Origin of the sequence: Pseudomonas sp. FBF18 (genome assembly GCF_024261405.1) — a bacterium.
In the GTDB taxonomy this organism is placed as follows: Bacteria; Pseudomonadota; Gammaproteobacteria; order Pseudomonadales; family Pseudomonadaceae; genus Aquipseudomonas; species Aquipseudomonas palmensis.
Map to the genome: position 1 here is coordinate 1 of NZ_QKRS01000016.1, position 17,062 is coordinate 17,062.

General features: G+C 59.4%; 16 protein-coding genes. 7 read left to right on the top strand and 9 right to left on the bottom strand.

Annotated elements, in window-relative coordinates; genetic code table 11:
• Both DN387_RS20845 and DN387_RS20850 read left to right on the top strand, forming a co-directional pair.
• A partial coding sequence (locus DN387_RS20845; RefSeq protein WP_254506287.1) for a hypothetical protein occupies window positions 1-421 on the top strand: 421 nt, incomplete at its 5' end.
• Window positions 421-705: a hypothetical protein gene (locus DN387_RS20850; protein ID WP_043305952.1), complete on the top strand. Its 285-nt coding sequence runs from the start codon at window positions 421-423 to the stop codon at window positions 703-705. The genes DN387_RS20845 and DN387_RS20850, both read left to right, overlap by 1 nt.
• Window positions 706-813: 108 nt before the next feature.
• Here DN387_RS20850 and DN387_RS20855 read toward each other — a convergent pair whose 3' ends face one another.
• A complete protein-coding gene (locus DN387_RS20855) occupies window positions 814-1,305 on the bottom strand; it encodes a helix-turn-helix domain-containing protein (RefSeq protein ID WP_218186785.1) in 492 nt (163 codons plus the stop codon).
• Between the two features lie 15 nt (window positions 1,306-1,320).
• On the opposite strand from DN387_RS20855, the gene DN387_RS20860 reads away from it, so the two are divergent.
• The 5 genes from DN387_RS20860 (at window position 1,321) to DN387_RS26185 (ending at window position 5,186) form a co-directional block, all read left to right on the top strand.
• On the top strand, window positions 1,321-1,968 hold the full coding sequence (locus DN387_RS20860) for a hypothetical protein (protein ID WP_236171992.1): 648 nt from the start codon (window positions 1,321-1,323) through the stop codon (window positions 1,966-1,968).
• 12 nt (window positions 1,969-1,980) lie between these two features.
• The gene (locus DN387_RS20865; protein WP_054916221.1) at window positions 1,981-2,250 is read left to right on the top strand and encodes a hypothetical protein; all 270 of its coding nucleotides are present in this window, start codon (window positions 1,981-1,983) and stop codon (window positions 2,248-2,250) included.
• Window positions 2,251-3,039: 789 nt separating this feature from the next.
• On the top strand, window positions 3,040-4,257 hold the full coding sequence (locus DN387_RS20870; RefSeq protein ID WP_156326240.1) for a hypothetical protein: 1,218 nt from the start codon (window positions 3,040-3,042) through the stop codon (window positions 4,255-4,257).
• Window positions 4,254-4,562, top strand: a complete 309-nt coding sequence (locus DN387_RS20875; protein WP_054916223.1) for a DUF3630 family protein — start codon at window positions 4,254-4,256, stop codon at window positions 4,560-4,562. The genes DN387_RS20870 and DN387_RS20875 overlap by 4 nt, the downstream gene beginning before the upstream one ends.
• Window positions 4,563-4,916: 354 nt before the next feature.
• Window positions 4,917-5,186 (top strand): toxin glutamine deamidase domain-containing protein, encoded by a 270-nt coding sequence (locus DN387_RS26185; RefSeq protein ID WP_368044655.1) that lies wholly within the window; start codon window positions 4,917-4,919, stop codon window positions 5,184-5,186.
• Between the two features lie 490 nt (window positions 5,187-5,676).
• Here the strand turns inward: DN387_RS26185 and DN387_RS20880 are convergent, their stop codons facing one another.
• The 8 genes from DN387_RS20880 to DN387_RS20915 all read right to left on the bottom strand — a co-directional run bounded on the left by DN387_RS20880 (window position 5,677) and on the right by DN387_RS20915 (window position 17,031).
• Window positions 5,677-6,183, bottom strand: a complete 507-nt coding sequence (locus tag DN387_RS20880; protein ID WP_054916224.1) for a GNAT family N-acetyltransferase — start codon at window positions 6,181-6,183, stop codon at window positions 5,677-5,679.
• A 52-nt stretch (window positions 6,184-6,235) separates the two neighbouring features.
• A complete protein-coding gene (locus DN387_RS20885; protein ID WP_054916225.1) occupies window positions 6,236-6,685 on the bottom strand; it encodes a hypothetical protein in 450 nt (149 codons plus the stop codon).
• A gap of 86 nt (window positions 6,686-6,771) precedes the next feature.
• Entirely contained in the window at window positions 6,772-8,079 is a 1,308-nt protein-coding gene (locus tag DN387_RS20890; RefSeq protein WP_156326241.1) for a carbohydrate porin, read from the bottom strand.
• Window positions 8,080-8,235: 156 nt separating this feature from the next.
• Window positions 8,236-8,928 (bottom strand): sensor histidine kinase KdpD, encoded by a 693-nt coding sequence (locus tag DN387_RS20895; RefSeq protein WP_054916226.1) that lies wholly within the window; start codon window positions 8,926-8,928, stop codon window positions 8,236-8,238.
• On the bottom strand, window positions 8,925-10,532 hold the full coding sequence (locus DN387_RS20900; protein ID WP_043864364.1) for a tetratricopeptide repeat-containing response regulator: 1,608 nt from the start codon (window positions 10,530-10,532) through the stop codon (window positions 8,925-8,927). The genes DN387_RS20895 and DN387_RS20900 overlap by 4 nt, the downstream gene beginning before the upstream one ends.
• A gap of 252 nt (window positions 10,533-10,784) precedes the next feature.
• Complete coding sequence (locus DN387_RS20905; RefSeq protein ID WP_054916227.1) at window positions 10,785-13,505, bottom strand: LuxR C-terminal-related transcriptional regulator; 2,721 nt, start codon at window positions 13,503-13,505, stop codon at window positions 10,785-10,787.
• Between the two features lie 252 nt (window positions 13,506-13,757).
• The gene (locus tag DN387_RS20910) at window positions 13,758-15,122 is read right to left on the bottom strand and encodes a DUF1329 domain-containing protein (protein ID WP_043864362.1); all 1,365 of its coding nucleotides are present in this window, start codon (window positions 15,120-15,122) and stop codon (window positions 13,758-13,760) included.
• A 25-nt stretch (window positions 15,123-15,147) separates the two neighbouring features.
• The gene (locus DN387_RS20915; RefSeq protein ID WP_043864361.1) at window positions 15,148-17,031 is read right to left on the bottom strand and encodes a DUF1302 domain-containing protein; all 1,884 of its coding nucleotides are present in this window, start codon (window positions 17,029-17,031) and stop codon (window positions 15,148-15,150) included.
• Window positions 17,032-17,062 lie beyond the last annotated feature (31 nt).

A 17,062-nucleotide genomic window follows, 5' to 3' on the forward strand; every position in this document is an offset into this window, starting at 1 on the left:
TGGCGCTGCCGGAAAGGTAGATGATCTAGCTACTAGTGGCTTAAGTTCAGCGTCAAACCTACCAAGTGGAACAGGTCTTGGTGGTTTCAAGGTCGGCTTAAGTGCAGATGACATCACTGCTATAAATTCACAGTTTGGCGGTTCGGTTTCATTCAGAGAAGTAGATACGGCTATTGCAAATGCTGCCAATTATGATGGTTTTTATAATAAGGCTGGCTCAATGATCAGGGATATTGCAGGCGGGCATCTGTTTGATAATGGGAACAAGCGGACTGCTGTTGAGGTGGTTGAGCAGTTGATTATAAAAAACGGCGTGGATGGTCCGCCAAGACAAATTATTTGGAATGTTGTGAATAAGGTTGCGACGGGGAAGCTAACTAATGTCCAAGACATTTCAAAAGCATTAAGAGGGCTGGATTAATGTCTTTCAATGAGCTTTCTGAAAAGTATGCGGCTCGTTTCGGTTCGCCAAGTATGAATGGCGTCGGGCTAGAGGAGTTTATTCAAATACTAGAGTTGGTGGCGATGAAAAACAAAGGTTTTTTCATCTTTAAGGTGGATGGTGAAAGAGAGCGTAATATTTATACTTTTATTTTAAATATGTCGACAAGTAACGATGTTGTAATAAGAAAAGATACAGATAGCATACGGGAAGGTATGGAGTATTTTTTCTCTGAGCTTGAGCGGCTCGGTATATATCCATAACTTGATATTTAGAAATTTTGCTTGGCCCCGATAGCAGAACTCGCACTGGTATTTTCTGTAAAAGTGATTGGAATTGCACCGGCCTCGCGCCGGTGTTGTTTTATCTGCTTACTGCAAAATCTCTCTTCCTTCGCTGCTTGCCTTGGTCGTGGCCTGAGCAATCAAGGCGTCGAGCATCTGCGCAACGAATTTCTGTTGGCTCTTGGGCAGTTGATCGATGGCTTCCAGTTGCTGTTGCCATTTCGGAGCACGCCCACGTTTACGCACAGTGGTTTCCTGCTGCTGACCAAACAGCTCTTCGAGTGTGGTCGAAAGGAGTCGGGCCAGTTCTGGCAGCGCCGCTACCTGAATCCGCCGCTTACCGGACTCATAGGCTTGAATAGTCTGCTGGGACACGCCCAGCCGTTCGACCAGTTGGGTTTGGGTGATGCCATGTTCTTTGCGCAGGCGGGCAATGCGTTCGCCCAGAGCAATGAAAAATTCACGTTCTTCGCTGGTGATGCTCATAGCTATCGTCGACGTGATCTGTAATAGGACAGCCATTAACTGCACCTGGAAGAACGCAAGCTCATCTCCGAGCAAACCAAGGCGCTGGCGCAAGAGCAGAACATCAGCGTGGCCGAAGCCGAGCGGCGCATGGCCGAGGCATTTGCCTACTACACCGACAAGGAGACCGAGTTCGCCCTGAGCTTTGCGGTGATCAACAAGGCAGGGAAGCTGGGGCAGGTTGCGAAAGCGCTTGGGGAGCGGGAGACGGCTTGGAAGGCCTCGAACCTGGTTGACAACGCTGGTGGTAAAAATGGGGCAACTGGAAAGAATCCGAATTCGACAAGTGGTATAACGGATGCGGAGGCAGGGATGCCTTATGCGCATTCGGTGGGTGGTGCAAAAGGAACTGGGGCTGTTGTAGATGACACGATCAAGGCATTACCAGCCCCAAGACAAATAGATGCATCGTGGAGCGCGAGCACTTATAACAAAGGCGATTTGATGACAGGTATTGAGCATGTATTCTATCGCCATGGACCTGATTCAGGATTTGCGAATGTTAGTAAGTTCTCGCAAGGAACATCTGTTAAAGATGTCTCTAGTTATGTTGATAACGCACTGAAATATGGGAAGGTAACTCCTAATGGCCCAGGTGGGCACGTTATTGAGTACAACGCAGGTAAGGTGATTGGAACAAACGTCTCAGGCGCTCCAACATCGACAATCAAAATAAATGTTCGGGATGGTGTGATTCAGACTGCATTCCCGTACTAGTTAGGAATGGTTATGAGCAGTGGCGGCACACTAATAGAACGATTTGTCGCCCAAGAGTTGGACGACAGCGTTCGCTCTATTTTGAAAGATGCCTTTGATGAGCGGATGTGCTCAAAGAGCGTTCTGCTCAGGGAGTTCGAGTTTAATTGCTTTGACGTTTCTTTGGACTTTGAAAAAGGCATCGTCACATTGCAAGATGTTCTTTCCGCTGGAGAGAGTAGCTTTCTTGATATACCGATACGTGATTTTATCTCTGCTTGCGGTTTGAATGTCTCTTGTTAATTGTAGAAGCCTAGGTGTGATCTGACACCGGCCTAGCGCCGGTGTTTTTGCACCCGATCTGCACCCTTTTTGCCGCCTTCTTGCATCCTTTCTGCAGTCAAGTTGCACCCCTTTTGCACCCACCCTGACGACCTACGGTCTAGCTGCTCAATACGCCCTTTTTGAGCATGATTTTTCGCTCCTTAACAGGAGCAAAATCTCAATACACAACACGCACCCCCGTCCGGGGTAAGTGTTTCCTTGTAGATCAACGGATTAGCCATTTTTCGTGCTGATTGATGGCTATACATTTGTAATACAAAACAGAGCTAACTATTTGATTTGTCTAGGATCATGTGTATAGCTTTTGTTATACATCGCGCCATAGCTTCGCTTGCTTAGCTGTTTCGCCTGTCCCGAGCCTTTTCCAACGGATCAACCAGTTGCTCTGTCATGGCCAGCAGAAAGAATCCCCAGACGATAGCGGCATAAGCCCAAAAGCTATTGAGGTACTGTAGCCAAATGAAATGATCGTGACCAAATATGCTCAACAGAGCATAGGCAAACAACAACGCTGCGATAACTGGAAATAGCAGAGAATTTTTCTTTAGATACAGCTCAAAATGTAGTTCGGCAATTAGTTTGTAAGTGAGAAGTCAACAATCAGCTGTCGCCGGTAGAGTATGAGAAACGCTATTTTCTGAGCTTGGAGAGTGTCTAGGAAACCAGGGGCGATTCAAACTGCACCTGGAAGAACGCAAGCTCATCTCCGAGCAGGCCAAGGCGCTGGCGCAAGAGCAGAACATCAACGTGGCCGAAGCCGAGCGGCGCATGGCCGAGGCATTTGCCTACTACACCGACAAGGACTGGCAGACCACGATCAGCGCTGCGGGCGTGAAGTTCGACGACAGCACCCTCGCCCACCTCGGGCAGGCGCTGGCGCCGCTGGGGGCGAACTATGCGACCACGGACAAAGGGGATGTGCCGAGCATCAGCGACCCGCACAAGGTGTATACCGCCTCGGAAACGTTGGCGTTGCTCAAGAACTACGAGATCAACCACGCAAATTTCTATGATCCGAAGGTGAATAAGGAATACCTGATCAACGACAGATTCCTTCAGAACTGGGAACAACTCGCCTATTACGACCGCAACCTCAACTACGGCAAAACCGATCTGGTGGGTGGCGGGATTGGCGTAGGGCAAGGCATTGCGGCGGCAGTGGCAGAGTCAGCCAAAAACATCTACGGCTTGGGTGAAGGGCTGGTCACGGACTTTAGTGGCACCAGTTCTCGTATCACCAACGGACTGATTCAGAAGGCCAGCAATCCGTACGAAGTCGCACAAGCCTTTGAGAGCGCCAAGCAGGACGCGAAAGTCCAGGCGTTTGTTTTGCGCCTGCAAGGCCAGGAACAGGCTGCCCTGCGGGTGGAAATGCAGTGGGACACCGAGTTCGCCCTGAGCTTTGCGGTGATCAACAAGGCAGGGAAGCTGGGGCAGGTTGCGAAAGCGCTTGGGGAGCGGGAGACGGCGTGGAAGGCGTCGAGCCTGGTGGACAACGCTGGTGGTAAAAATGGGGCACCTGGAAAGAATCCAAATTCGACAAGTGGTATAAAGGATGCGGAAGCAGGGATGCCTTATGCGCATTCGGTAGGTGGTGCAAAAGGTACTCCTGCTTGGGACAACGCTATATCTAAAGCTGACGGAGACTTCGGGTATCTCCCACCTGTCCGACAAAACTATGTTAAAGATGTTTACGACTTGCAAGGTGCTGTGGACAAAATGCGTGCCGGCGGCGCTAGCGCAGAAGAAGTCGCAAAATATGCATATGGCGCAAGAAACGAGTTGAAAGTAAAGTATAGGGAGTATACGCCTCCGGATATGCTTGACGTAATCGATGCAAGAAATTTGGAGCGATATGGTAACAAGATCGGCCCTGCATTTGATGATTTAGTTAAAAAGGGAAAAACTTTTGATCAGATAATTGAGAGCTCTACGCGAGCTGGTGGTGGAGATCTTTTTCAATGAAAAAATTTATTGATGAAAAAGTGTTTTCTCTTGGCCGCATGAGGTCTGGGAGACTGTATGCGGAGCTGACTTCTGATGTGGGCTGGGAAGGCTTCCCTAATTATGCCGAAGAATTCGTTAAGTTATTTTCTGGAAAGATTATTAGCAGAAGTGATTCTGTTGATACTAGAGTGTGGGGGGTGATTATAAAAGACCGGCTCCTGCGATTGGTTTATGAAGACTTTCCTGTGATGATTAGTTTGGAGTCGCAAAGTGAGGAGGGGGATCGACTTATCGAGGAATTAAAAGAAATTTCTATTAAGTAGAATTAGTCCTTCGGTGCAAAAGGCGCAGGTGAGGTTGCCTCTATAGGCGGAAAGGCCTGTGTTTATAACTGCGTTATTGTTTGCGTGACTCGTTACGTTGGAAACCGACGACATAGTTAAACGCAGTCAAGCTCACCTCAGACAAAAAGGTATAGTGGTTTCCGAAATCAGAGGACTTGAGAATATTTCTCGTGCTGACGCTCGGGCAGTTGAGCAAACACTGATCGATTACGATGGCCTTGGTAAAGATGGCGGCACGTTAATCAATACTAACTCTACATAGTCCATCAAAAAACCGACCAAGTATGGTTTGTTTTGCGCCTGCAAGGCCAGGCGAAAGGTGTCCCGCTGAGTGTGTTTCAAAAACAATTTGGCTCTAAATTTGGCCCTATAACGGCGCCTGACAATATTGCGCAGCAAATGGCAAGCTCCGGAAATGGCGCTCGGGGAATTGTGTTTGGTTCTTATGGGCTGGGTCAGCCAGGGCATGTTTTCAATGTGTTTAATCAGAATGGTGTTGTTAGATTCCTTGATGGGCAGACCGGGAAGCCAGCAAATCTCAGTAATTTCAAAATACTACGCAGTCTGGTGCGCTTCATGTTCTTGGAACAGCAAAGCCCTTAGAAAGTTATTTGGAGGACTACATAAAAGAGAAGGCCGTGAAATCTAGGTGATTTAACGGTGCAAAAGCAACTGGTGGCGCTGCCAGAAAGGTAGATGATCTAGCTACTAGTGGCTTAAGCTCAGCGTCAAACCTTCCAAGTGGAACAGGTCTTGGGCCACGCTTACGCACAGTGGTTTCCTGCTGCTGACCAAACAGCTCTTCGAGTTTGGTCGAAAGCAGTCGGGCCAACTCTCATCGCTGGAATAATTGTCAATGCACGGGGGTATGGATCTCTGACATTCCGCACAAGGGCGGGTGGGCCGGGTGGCTCGCTCTGGCTGTGGGACGGTGACGAAGAGTATCGACCGGACAGGGCATTCAGCTCGCAAGAGCAGAAGTACCCCACCCGAGGATTAATCAGCGCGCCCTTGCTGGTCTAGCGCATCGAAAAAAACTACAGGGCCCAGATCCATGAAGTCTGGTGAGGCTTGCCGCTGGTAGCCGGCCCTTTCAATGCATGACCGCCCGCGTAATCAAAAAGCTCAGCAACTCGCCCTCATCATCCAGTTCGATGGCCTGCACCGGCCGTGGCAGGTTGTCGAGCACGCTGCGCCAGAACGCCTGTGAGGTTTCATCCTGGTCATAGAAGCGCACCAGCCAGTCCCCTTCCCCACTCATCAGCACCTGGGTAGCCAATGCCTGGCCGATGCCCTTGCGCCGGTAGCGCTTGAGAATGAACAGGTCGGCCAGCTCCTGTGCGTCCAGCCCTGCCAGTTCGCTGCGCTCGACCAGCAGGAAGCCGGCGATGTAGCCATCGACCAGGATCAGGTTGGCGCTCCACTGCGGCTCCTGCCAGTAGCGGGCCAGGTGCTCGTCGTGGATGTAGAAACGGCCGTCCACCTCGACGTCTTCCTGCTCCCAGTCCGAGGACTCGTAGGCATAGAACTGGTAGAGGTTGCGGATCAGCTCGATGTGTTCAGGGCCGGTCGGGATCAGTTCGACGGTGAGTTCACTCATGGCTACGGCAGGGGCTCGATGAAAAAGAGCGCGCAGTCAGCCACGATTCGCGTCACAACTCAACCCATTCGCCCTGCGAGTAGACGCTGAACCGGTTCGACTCGGAAAGCCGCATGGTGTAGGACGATTGCACGTGGTGGGTCTGCCCGCCGTCGCCGAGCAGGCGTACTTCAGCACCGCAGATGAAGTTCGAATCGCGTTCCGGGCCCATCGATGCGCAAGAGACGGTGGAGACTTCTATGCGGCCCAGCACCTTGATCGGCGACGTCATCCGGCCACTGGCGTGAAGCTTGCGGGTGAAGTCAGCCATGGCGTCTTGCACCTGGCCCTGGGTCGGCATCCAGTCGGGGCAGACATAATCGTCACCGCTGCAACTCTTGTCCGAGGCCGCAGGGGCGGCGTAGGTGAAAACCGGGAAGGAGAACAGAGCGAGGGCAAGCAGTGAAGTGCGAAGCATGAAGGCGAGGCCATCCTGGGCGATCTGGGCGCGGGATGATGTCATGCACCCCTCTTCGCCAGCAAGGCTGGCTCCTACAGTCCTGTGCAGGGGTCAGCCTCCCGGCGAACAAGCGCATCGCGCTCACTCCATCAGAACTGCACCTTCACCTGTACGCCGGCCAGCAACGCGTCCTGGGTGTCCTTGCCGGAAAATGCACCCGGCTCCATCACGTACTGCACGCTCGGGCGCACCGTCAGCCAGCGGGTTACCTGGGCGGTGTAGCTCAGTTCCACCAACTGCTCGCCCATGTCCAGGTTGCTGACACTCTGCGCCTGGGCCAGGTCGCCACCGCGCTCCAGGTTGGCGATCTGGACATCGCGGCTGCGCGAGTTGAACACCGCACGGCCGTATGCCAACCCCACGTTGTCATGCTCGCGCGAAGCGAACGGTCGGCTCAGCACCGCTCCGGCCGCGTACCAGTGCGAGAACGGCGAAGTGGCCGTGTCGGTGTCGGTGGCCTGCGCGAACAGGCGTACGCTGCGCCCCCGGGTCGAATCCGAACGCCATACCATCTGATCGACCAGGACATAGGCACCGTGACGCCCCGCCGCCTTGCTGTCGGGCTGGCCGATGCGCGCAGTGTCGGAGGTGTCGTAATACCAGCCGAGCTTGTACTGCCCATCATAGGTAGCCAGGTTGTTGTAGATCAGCTCCACCGGCAGGATGGCCCCGGTGGTGCCGCTGGAGGTCAGGTCGAAGGCCTTGGACGAGGCGCTGTTGGTCTCGGGGTTCACGTTGAACCAGGCGGTCTGCACCGTCCACTCGGGGCTGATGCGGTATTTCAGCTCCATGCCCCAGTGCGCCGCGGGGTAGTTGCCCCAGCCACTGCCACCGGACATGCTCAGCGGGTGCGCGCAGAAACCTGCGTTGACGAAGTTGGTGAGGATGCCCATGCCGCCGAAGTCATTGCCCATGGCCATCCAGCCGAGCTTGACGTTCAGGTCGTCGGTGAACAGGCTGCGCGCATAGCTCAGTTCGCTCAGGCGCGTGTACAGCCCGCCGTAGATCTCCTGCACCGGCAGCCGGTTGCCCACCAGGTCTTGCGAGGCGCTGTTGCCGCGCCGGTCATTGATCGTCAGCTGGACCGTGCCTGCATCCGCCTCGCCCAGCAATGTCTCGAGGTCGAAGGTGGCGCCCAGGCGGACCTGCTGCGCATAGCGCGCACCGTGCTTGAGGCCACCGCTGACCAGGCCCATGGTTTCCGACACATATTCGCCGGTGAGCTTGACGCCGCTCGCCTCCAGGCGTGAGCGGCTGCCGCCCCAGTCGCCGCTCAGGGTCGGGCTGTCGACAAGGTTGTCGAATGCATCGGCCTGCACCGCACACGCCAGCAGGCTGGAAGAAAGGCCCACGGCAAACGCGAGGGGGCTGAACGGAAAACGCGAAAAGAGGCTCAAACGGCCCTCCCGAAAGACAATAGATCACCACCCGGTCAGCGACGAAGACGCGAACCGGGACACAAGAAATGCAGGTGGCCTATGTTACGGGATTTTATGTACTAACCGTTTAATTTGTAGACTTTGGTGCAACGCCCTGGCCGACCGGCGGCTGGCTCAGGGCAGGTACAGCTGGAACAGGCCGCCGCCCAGGGCACCGCCATTGGCGATCTCGATGCGCCCGCGCACACCGTTGCGCTCGTGCAGCGCAGCAATGCGTTCAGCGAAGTACAGGCCCAACCCGGTGCTGCCGGTGTGCAGGTTGATGCCCTGCACGTAGTCGGCCTGACGGTCGATCATGCCCTGTGGATAACCCGGGCCGTCGTCATTGATGCTCAGCACCAGTTGCTCGCCCTGCTCCGCCACCGTGACCAGCAAGGCGTGCCCGGCATAGCGGATGGCGTTGTTGATCACGTTGGAGATCACCGAACCGACCAGCTCGCGGTCGAAGAAGCCCAGCGGGTTGAAGGCATCGATCTCGTAGCGCGCAATGATCTCGCGGCTGTCGATGATCGGCTGATTGGACGCCAGCAGGCCGCCGATGAAGTCGTCCAGGTCATGGTAGTCGGGGCACATGGGCAACTGATTGACCCCGAGTTTGTACAGCCCCAGCAGCTGCACGAGCATGCCGTTGAGGTGCGCGAACTCGTGCTCCACCACCGCCTGCTCCGGGCCTTGCGCCTGGGCGGCCGGCAGGCGCGACAGCCACTGGCTGTGCGCCTGCATCAGCATCGCCAGGGAGTTCTTCATGTCGTGTACGGTGGAGGCGATCACCGTGGAAAAATCCAGCCCCTGGGAATCGTTGCTCATGAGCCCACCGCCCGGATACGCAGTTTTCGATAGCGCTCGTAGCGCGGATCGGTATTGGGAATGCCCGCCACCTTGGCCAGGCACGCGCGGCATTCCTCGAGCGCGGCGCTCGAGGGGTTTTCCCCGGCCATGCGCAGCAGCGCCTGGGCAGTGTTCAGCGCAATGCTGATGTTCTTGGGCTGCAACGCCAGCGCGCGACGGAACTGCTCCAGCGCCTCGCCGACCTTGCCGGCCTGATAGCTGCGCACGCCCTGGCGGTTGAGGTCGACGGCTTCGTTGCCGGCGCCCAGAATCGTCGGGTCGTCAGTCAGCTTGGCGATGCTCTGCATCACGCTCGCGTCGTCACCGTAGACTTCCACGCAGTTCTTGAGGATGGCCGTGCCCGCCGCCTCCTGACCCAGTTGCTGCAACTGCGCAGCCACTGCCAGGGCGGTTTCGGCCGAGAAGAACTGGTCCATGTTCTCCAGCCGCGCAACCGCCGCCTCGGTGAGCTTGGCGGCCGTCTCGGCATCGCCCGCCTGCGCCAGGCCGGTGGCCTTGATCAAGCGCGCACGTACCTGCAGGCCCTGGTCGTCGGTGTACTCCTTGGCCACATCGCCCAGCACCTGGTTCAGCTCCACCCGTGTGCGTGCATCCAGGCCGTTGCCCACGTTCTTCTGGATCAGCGCCTGGGCCAGGCCCAGGTTGCTTTCAGGGTCTTTGAAACGCGAATTCTGGCCCTGGCTCACGGCCTGGCGATAGGCCCGCGACGAGGTGTCGAAGTCGGCGTTGCCCAGGGCCAGCTTGCCCAGTTGCATCTGCCGGCGGACCGCCAGCGGCGACAGGCGTACGGCCTCTTCGAGCACCGACTGGGCACGGCGGGTTTCACCTGCGGCAGCCAGCACGTCGGCCAAGCCGTCGTACAGGCCGGGCATCATCGAAAACGCCTTGATCGCCTGTTCGTAGATTTCCTTGGCCTGGACGGCCTGGCCGCGCTTGAACAGCAGCTTGCCCAGCGCCGCGTATGCCCATGGCGTAGGGCGATTGGCCAGGATCGCCTTGAGAAAGCGCTCCAGCTCTTCATGCCGGTTGAGGGCGCCCAGGGCGTCGGCACGGTAGCGCAGGCACAGCGGCGCAAAGCGCGGGTCCTGCTTGCACAGGTTGTCGCAGGCCAGCAGCACTTCGGCCGGTCGGCCACGGTCCAGCGCCTGCAAGATAGGCTTGAGCAGGGTCTTGCGCTGTACCAGCTTGTCCAGTCGCTGGGTCAGCCCCAGGCGGTTGAAGGGCTTGGTCAGGTAGGCGTCCGGCTCGTGCTCCAGGGCACTGAGCACCACCGCCTGGCTGCTCTCGGCCGTCACCATGACAAAGATCGCCTCGTGGCTGATCAGCTTGTCGATCATCAGGTCTTCCAGCACCTGCTGGCCGTTCTTCTTGCCGTCGCCCAGGTGGAAGTCGTGCAGGATGAAGTCATAGCGCTTCTGCCCGCACATGCGAATCGCCGTCTCGCCGCTCTCGGCAGTATCGACGTCGCGGATACCCATTTCCCGCAACATCGAACGCACGGACGTGCGGAAGTCGGTGAAGTCATCGACGATCAGAAAACTTTTTTGGCTATACACCAACATCCACAAAACCTGACTTGGAAGAAAGAAGAGCGGCGCCAAGGCGCCTACAGGGACAGGCTCGGCTTCAGGACGCAAGCAGCGCGACGATCATCGCCAGCGCATGCTGCTTGGGCAAGCAACGTCAACGGCTGCAGGCCTCGGAAAGGCTATCGGCAGCACGTGCACTTTGCTTGAGGCGCCGCAAGCATGCGGCACGAAGCCAACGCGCCAAGCGTGATGGCGCGATGCCATCATACTTGGCCGACTGCCGTGCTACAACAGGCCCAGCGCCTTGGCCCGGGCGACCGCCTGGGTGCGGCGCTCGACGCCGAGCTTGCTGTTGATGTGGCTGGCGTGGGTCTTGACGGTGTGCAACGAAATGAACAGTTGCTCGCTGATCTGCTGGTTGGAGCACCCCAGCGCGATCAGCTTGAGCACCGACATCTCTCGCGCACTCAGAGCCTCGGTGCCCGCCCCGGGGGCCGGCGGGGTATCAACCACCGGCAACAGCGACAGCAGGCGCGCCTGCACCGGCCCCGCCGGCTGGGCCAGCAACTGCTCGCGTATCCACTCGGGGTGATCTTCCAGCAGCCGCTGGAAGGGTTGCAGCACGCCCCCCTGCGCGGCCTCCAGGGCCTGGGGCAGCAACACCACGGCCGCCTCTGCAGCACCGCTCGCCAGCAACAGGCCGATATGCTGACACACCGCGGTGGTGCCGAGTAGCTGGCCGCCATTGCTGCGCCCGTGCTCGGTCAGCGCCTGCAGGCGTTGTGCGGCCTGTGCGGTACGCCCCTGGGCCTGTTCCAGCAGGGCCTGCTGCAGTTCGATGTGCAAAGGCAGCAGCGGATGGAACTCCGGTGCGGCGGCGGCACGTTCGCCACCGTAGGTCTGGCCCAGGCGCAGCAGCCAGGATTCGGCCAGGTCCATGCGCCCCTGGGCCAGCCACAGCTCGCATTTGACCAGGGTGATCATGGCCAGGTAGAACACCGGCGGCACGTCCCAGATATGCATCAGGCGCTCGGCCTCGGCCAGCTCGCAGAAGGCCTCGGTAAAACGCCCCTCGCGCCCGTCCAGGGTGGCCAGCACGCAATGCCCGATCAGTACGCTGATGTCGCGACAGGCACGCGCTTCCACCAGCCCGGCGCGCAAGCGCGCACGCCCTTCCTGGGGCTGCAGCCCGGCGACCAGCAGGTAGCCTTCGTACAGCGCCAGGCGCGCACGCGCCGCGTACAGGCGCTGGGCCGACAGCCCTTGCAGGCGTTGCAGGCCGTGGCGCACCTCCTCCATCGAACGCAGGACCTCGCCACGGGCATGCAGCACCCGCGCGCGATCGTAGTGGGCCAGGGCCTCGAACAACGGGTTGCCGACCCGCCGTGCCAGCTCCAGCGCCTCGCGGTTCCAGCCACGGGCGTGCCAGAAATCGCCCTCGGCGATGGCCAGGTTGGACAACGTGGACAGGCACATCAGGCGCTGGCCGTAGCGCTTGGTGGGCAGGCTGCGCAGCGCCTGCTGGCAGTACGAGCGGGTTTTCAGACGGTCGCCGCGACCGCGGGCGATGATTCCGCTCAGGGCCAGCCATTGCGCCAGCATGGACTTCTGCGCCGTGGCCGAAGGCGCCGGCAGGAACCGGCTGAGGTGGCTGACCAGTTCCTCGGCCGCATCCAGCTGGCAGGCCAGCCCCAGCGCCCAGCTGTACAGCACGATCAGGCGCGGGGTGCTGATCAGCAGGCTGTCGGGCAGGTCCATCTTCCAGCGCAGCAGCATGCCGACGTTCTGTTCGGCCAGCAGTTGCTCTTCGGACAGGTTCTGCACCAGGTTGGCCGCCACGTCCAGGTGACCGGCGCGCAGGGCCTGCTCCACCGCCTCGTCGAGCAGGCCCTGGGCGTGGAACCAGCGGCACGCGCGCAGGTGCAGGCTGGCCAGCGGCTGGCTGGCCTGGCGGGTGCGCAGCAGGTCGGAGAACAGGTGGTGATAACGCAGCCATTGACCCTGCTCGTCCAGCGGTACCAGAAACACCTGGTGTGCCTTCAGGTAACGCAGTATCTGCGCGCTGTCGTGGCTTTCGCGCAGGGCATCGCACAGGTCGGCGCAAAAACGCTCCTGGCAGGCGGTGTCGTAGAGAAACGCCTGCACCTCAGGTGGCAGGCAGTCGATGACTTCTTCGAGCAGGTAGTCGCGGATCAGCCCCTCGCCGCCATGCAGGGCGTGGGGCAAGGCGCTGTCGACCCCCGCCTCGGAGGCGGCCAGCAGCCAGAAGCGCAGGCCGGCGACCCAGCCATCGCTGCGTTGAATCAGGTTGTCCAGGGCCTGGCCACGCAGCGTGGTGGGGTGCTGGTCGAGCACGGCCAGGGATTCCTCGGGGCTCAGGCGCAGGTCCTGTTCGGTGAGTTCGAGCAACTGCTGCGACAGGCGCAGGCGCGCCAGGTGCCAGTCGGGACGCTGGCGGCTGGTGACCAGCAGCACCAGGCCAGGCGGCAAATGATTGAGGAAGAACTGCAGGCAGCGGTCGAGCACCGGGCCCTGGGCCAGATGGTAGTCATCGAGCACCAGCAGCAGCGGGTTCTGCGGGTGCAGGTGCAGGGCCAGTTCGTCGAGCAGGCTGTCGAGCCACTCCTCGAAGGCAAAAGGCTGGTGCCGCTGGCGCATCTTGAGCAGGCCCAGGGCCTGGTTGCCCAGGTCCGGGCAGAACTGCTGCAGCCCTTCGAGCAGGCGTTCCAGAAAGCGCCCGGGGTCGCTGTCGCGCTGGCTCAGCCCCAGCCACAGGCTGCCCCACGAGGCGGGCAGGCTCTGGCAGAACTCCACGGCCAGCGAGCTCTTGCCGAAACCGGCGGGCGCCGAAACCAGCAGCAGTCGACCGCTAAGGCCGGCGTGCAGGCGCTGGCATAGCCGCGGGCGCGGCACGTGCCCCTCGGGCAGTGGTGGACGGTAGAAGCGGCCCTCCACAGCGCTGATGGCCTGGCTGGCGAACCCTTGCATACGCGACAGATCAGTCATGGCCGGCTCGTTTTAGTTGGAAGTCTTCGGCAGAACAGACCCGCCGAGACTAGCGCTTTAAACGGCACATTTGAAGATGATTGGCGCAGAGGTCGGAAAAAAGACTACAACAAAAAGCGACAAAAACTCACGAAGCGAAGCATTGCGCGCAATTCATCCCGCATTGCCCCTCACGGCCTGTTGTCGGGCCACACACAGAAACGCCCCGGGCAAGCCGGGGCGTTCTGGGGATCACACGGAGGAGGTTCTAACTCAGCGCACACCATCCTGGCGCAGCGCTGCCGGCTGGAAGTCGGCCTTGCTGGCAGTGAAGTCGAAGTTGTAGGCCTTCTGCTCTTCGTTCTTCATGCCCAGCGCCAGGTAACGGCCCGACTGCAGGTCGTAGATGGCTTCCAGGGTGTACCACGGCACCTGCTTGTTGTAGTAGTCCTGGGCATGTGCCTCGGATACCCGCCACAGCTGGCCGCGGCCGTCGTACTGGTCGATCACGGCCGCTTGCCAGGTGTCTTCGTCGATGTAGAAGTCACGCTTGGCATAGATATGCCGCTGGCCCGGCTTCAGGGTGCCCACCACATGCCACACGCGACGCAGCTCGTAACGGGTCAGGTCCTGGTTGATATGCCCCGGCTTGATGATGTCGGCATACTTGAGGCTCGTCGAATCGAGCTTGTAGCTGTTGGAGGCAATGTACATCTCCTTCTTGCCTTCCAGCTTCCAGTCGTAGCGGTCCGGCGCACCGTTGAACATGTCCAGGTTGTCGGAGGTACGCAGGCCGTCAGCGGCGGTACCCGGGCCGTCATACGACACTTGCGGGGCCTGGCGCACGCGGCGCTGGCCAGCGTTGTACATCCAGGCCTTGCGCGGCTCCTTGACCTGGTCGAGGGTCTCGTGAACCAGCAGCACGGTACCGGCCAGGCGCGGCGGGGCGGTCACTTTCTGCTTGAAGTAGAACAGCACGTTGCCAGGGTTGGCCGGATCGAAATCCTTCAGGCGATCGCGGAACATGAACTGTTCCTCGAGCTTCACCATGCTGTAGCTGCCGTTCTGCTGCGGCGTGGCCTGGTTCACCACACGCGTGACGCCACCGCCACGGTAGCGGGTGATGTGGTTCCAGATCACCTCCACACCGCTTTTCGGGATCGGGAACGGAATCGCGATCTGGAAGTTCTCCAGCCCGTTGCCGCCAGCTACCAGGTTGGTGGTGGTGGCGTTCTTCTTGATGGCGGCGAACACCGAGTCCGGCACCGTGGAGCCACGCTGGGTCGGGTACACCGGCAGCTTGAAGGTGTCCGGATAGCGCTTGAACATGGCCAACTGGCCAGGGGACAGCTTGTCCTTGTACTGGTCGACGTTCTGCGCGGTGATGGTGAACTTGGGCTTGTCGTTGCCGTACGGGTCGGACAGGAAGCCCTTGGCATCGACCGAACCGGCCGTGGTGCTCAGGGGCTGCCAGGCGGTGATCGAACCGTCGGCATTGCCGGCCTTCTCGGCGCCCATCGGGGTCAGGCTGGTGCCCAGCTTGGCGGCTTCGTCGGCGGACACCGCCGCCATCACGCCGGTGGCGAGCAGCGACAGGCTCAGCACACCGATTTTCAACAGACTCTTGGTTGCTTTCATGATCTTGGTCTTCCCGGATCAGTGCTTAGAAGTTCACGCCGAAGCTGAGGGCGATGAAGTCGCGGTCATCCACGGTGGTGTACTTGCCATCGAAGAAGTTGGTGTACGACAGGCTCGCGGTGTAGGTGTTCTGGTATTCGGCGTCCAGGCCCAGGCTGACCGCCTTGCGCCCTTCCTCGAAGTTGCCGCCCGGGCCTGGCGAGTAGCCGGACACGTCATGCGACCAGGCCACGCTCGGCTTGAGGTTGACCCCGGCGAACACATCGTTGTAGTCCCAGATCACGCGGCCACGGTAGCCCCACGAGGTGCTGGTGGTGTAGCCGTCCTTTTCGCACTTGCGGCTGCGGTTGGCGGAGGAACCACCGCCAGGCGCGGCGCCACCGATGGTGCCGGCGTTGAGGATGTCCGAGCAGGTGTTGAGGCCGAAGGTATCCGGCAGCGGGCCAGGGCCATACACCGGATCGCGGCCGTAGCGCAGCTTGTCGGCGCTTTCCAGGCCGCCCACGTGGGTCACGCCCACTTCACCTACCACGGTCATGCGGCTGGCGCCCATCACCTGGTCGAAGAAGTGCGTCAGGGTGGTCTGGAACTGGGTGATTTCCTTGCGCTTGTAGCCGTGCAGGTCGGTATCGGCCTGGCCCTTGAGCAGCGAGGCATTGCCGAACGTGCCGCCCAGCTGGGTGACCCCGGCGTACAGGATGTCGGTGGTGTTCAGCTGCACCGGTGCGTTCGGCCGGTAGCTGATTTCACCGCTCCACGCGGTGCCGGTAGGCAGGGTGGTGGAGAAGCTCAGGCCGTACAGGCGGATGTCTTCGGGATACTCGACGAAGTACTTGGAGTTGCCCGCCACGATGGCGGCGCCGGTGCGCGGGTCGACCATGCCGGCAATGGCGTAGGCCTGTGCAGAAGCCCCCGTGGCGCTGAAGATCGGCGCACGGCTGTGGTAGTTCATGGCGTAGGCGCCGAACTCGGTATTGAGCGGTTCGAACATGTAGCGCAGGGCAACACCGAACTGGCCGCTGTCACGGGCATCGCGGTCGGGGCCGCGCGCCACCTTGATGCCTTCCTCGTTCACGTCCACGCCGAAGTTGGCCAGGCCGGCGATCTGTGCCGGGGTCATGGTGCGGCTGCTGGACAATACGCGCAGGTTGTCGGTGCAACCGTCGGCGATGATGTCCGGCTGGGAGAAGAAGGTGCCGCAGTTGTCGACGACGGTCTGGTCCCATTCCAGCTGGTAGAAGGCTTCGGCCGACAGGTTGTCGGTCAGGCTCTGGGAGATGTAGAACATGTTGACCGGGATCAGGCCTTCCTTGATCTCGGCACCCGGGCGGCGGAACGCGGAAACGTCGATGGGGTTGATCGAGTTGATGCCACCACCGATGAAGGTACTTTCACCCCAGCTCACCACCTGCTTGCCGAAACGCACCGAACCCGGCAGTTCGCCAATCGAGTAGTTGTGGTAGACGAAGGCGTCGAGCAGCTCGGCACCGGACGACTTGGCGCCCTCTTTGCGGTTGGAGTCGCTGATGTCCTTGAACTGACGGTGTTCGTCCTTGAGTTCGAAGTCGTACCAGTACTTGCCACGCACGAACACGCCGGTGTCGCCGTACTTGAGCTCCAGGTCGTGGATGCCCTTGAAGATCTTCGAGAAGGTCTCGCCGCGCTTGAAGTTCAGGTGGCCGTCGTCGGAGGTCTGCGACAGCCCCTTGCCGCCGTTGTTGACGCCGATCAGGTTCTGGTTCGGCTTGGCCGTCGACCAGCTGGCCCCCACGGACAGCGACGAGTCGAACTGACCTTCGATTTCACCGATGTTGAAACTGACGCCGAATGCAGGGCCGGCGAGCGTAGAAGCGAGGCTGACGGCCAATGGCAATTTCGCCCGGCGCCAGAACAGATTTACTGATGTCATCGACGCTACTCCATGTACTTTATTTTTATGG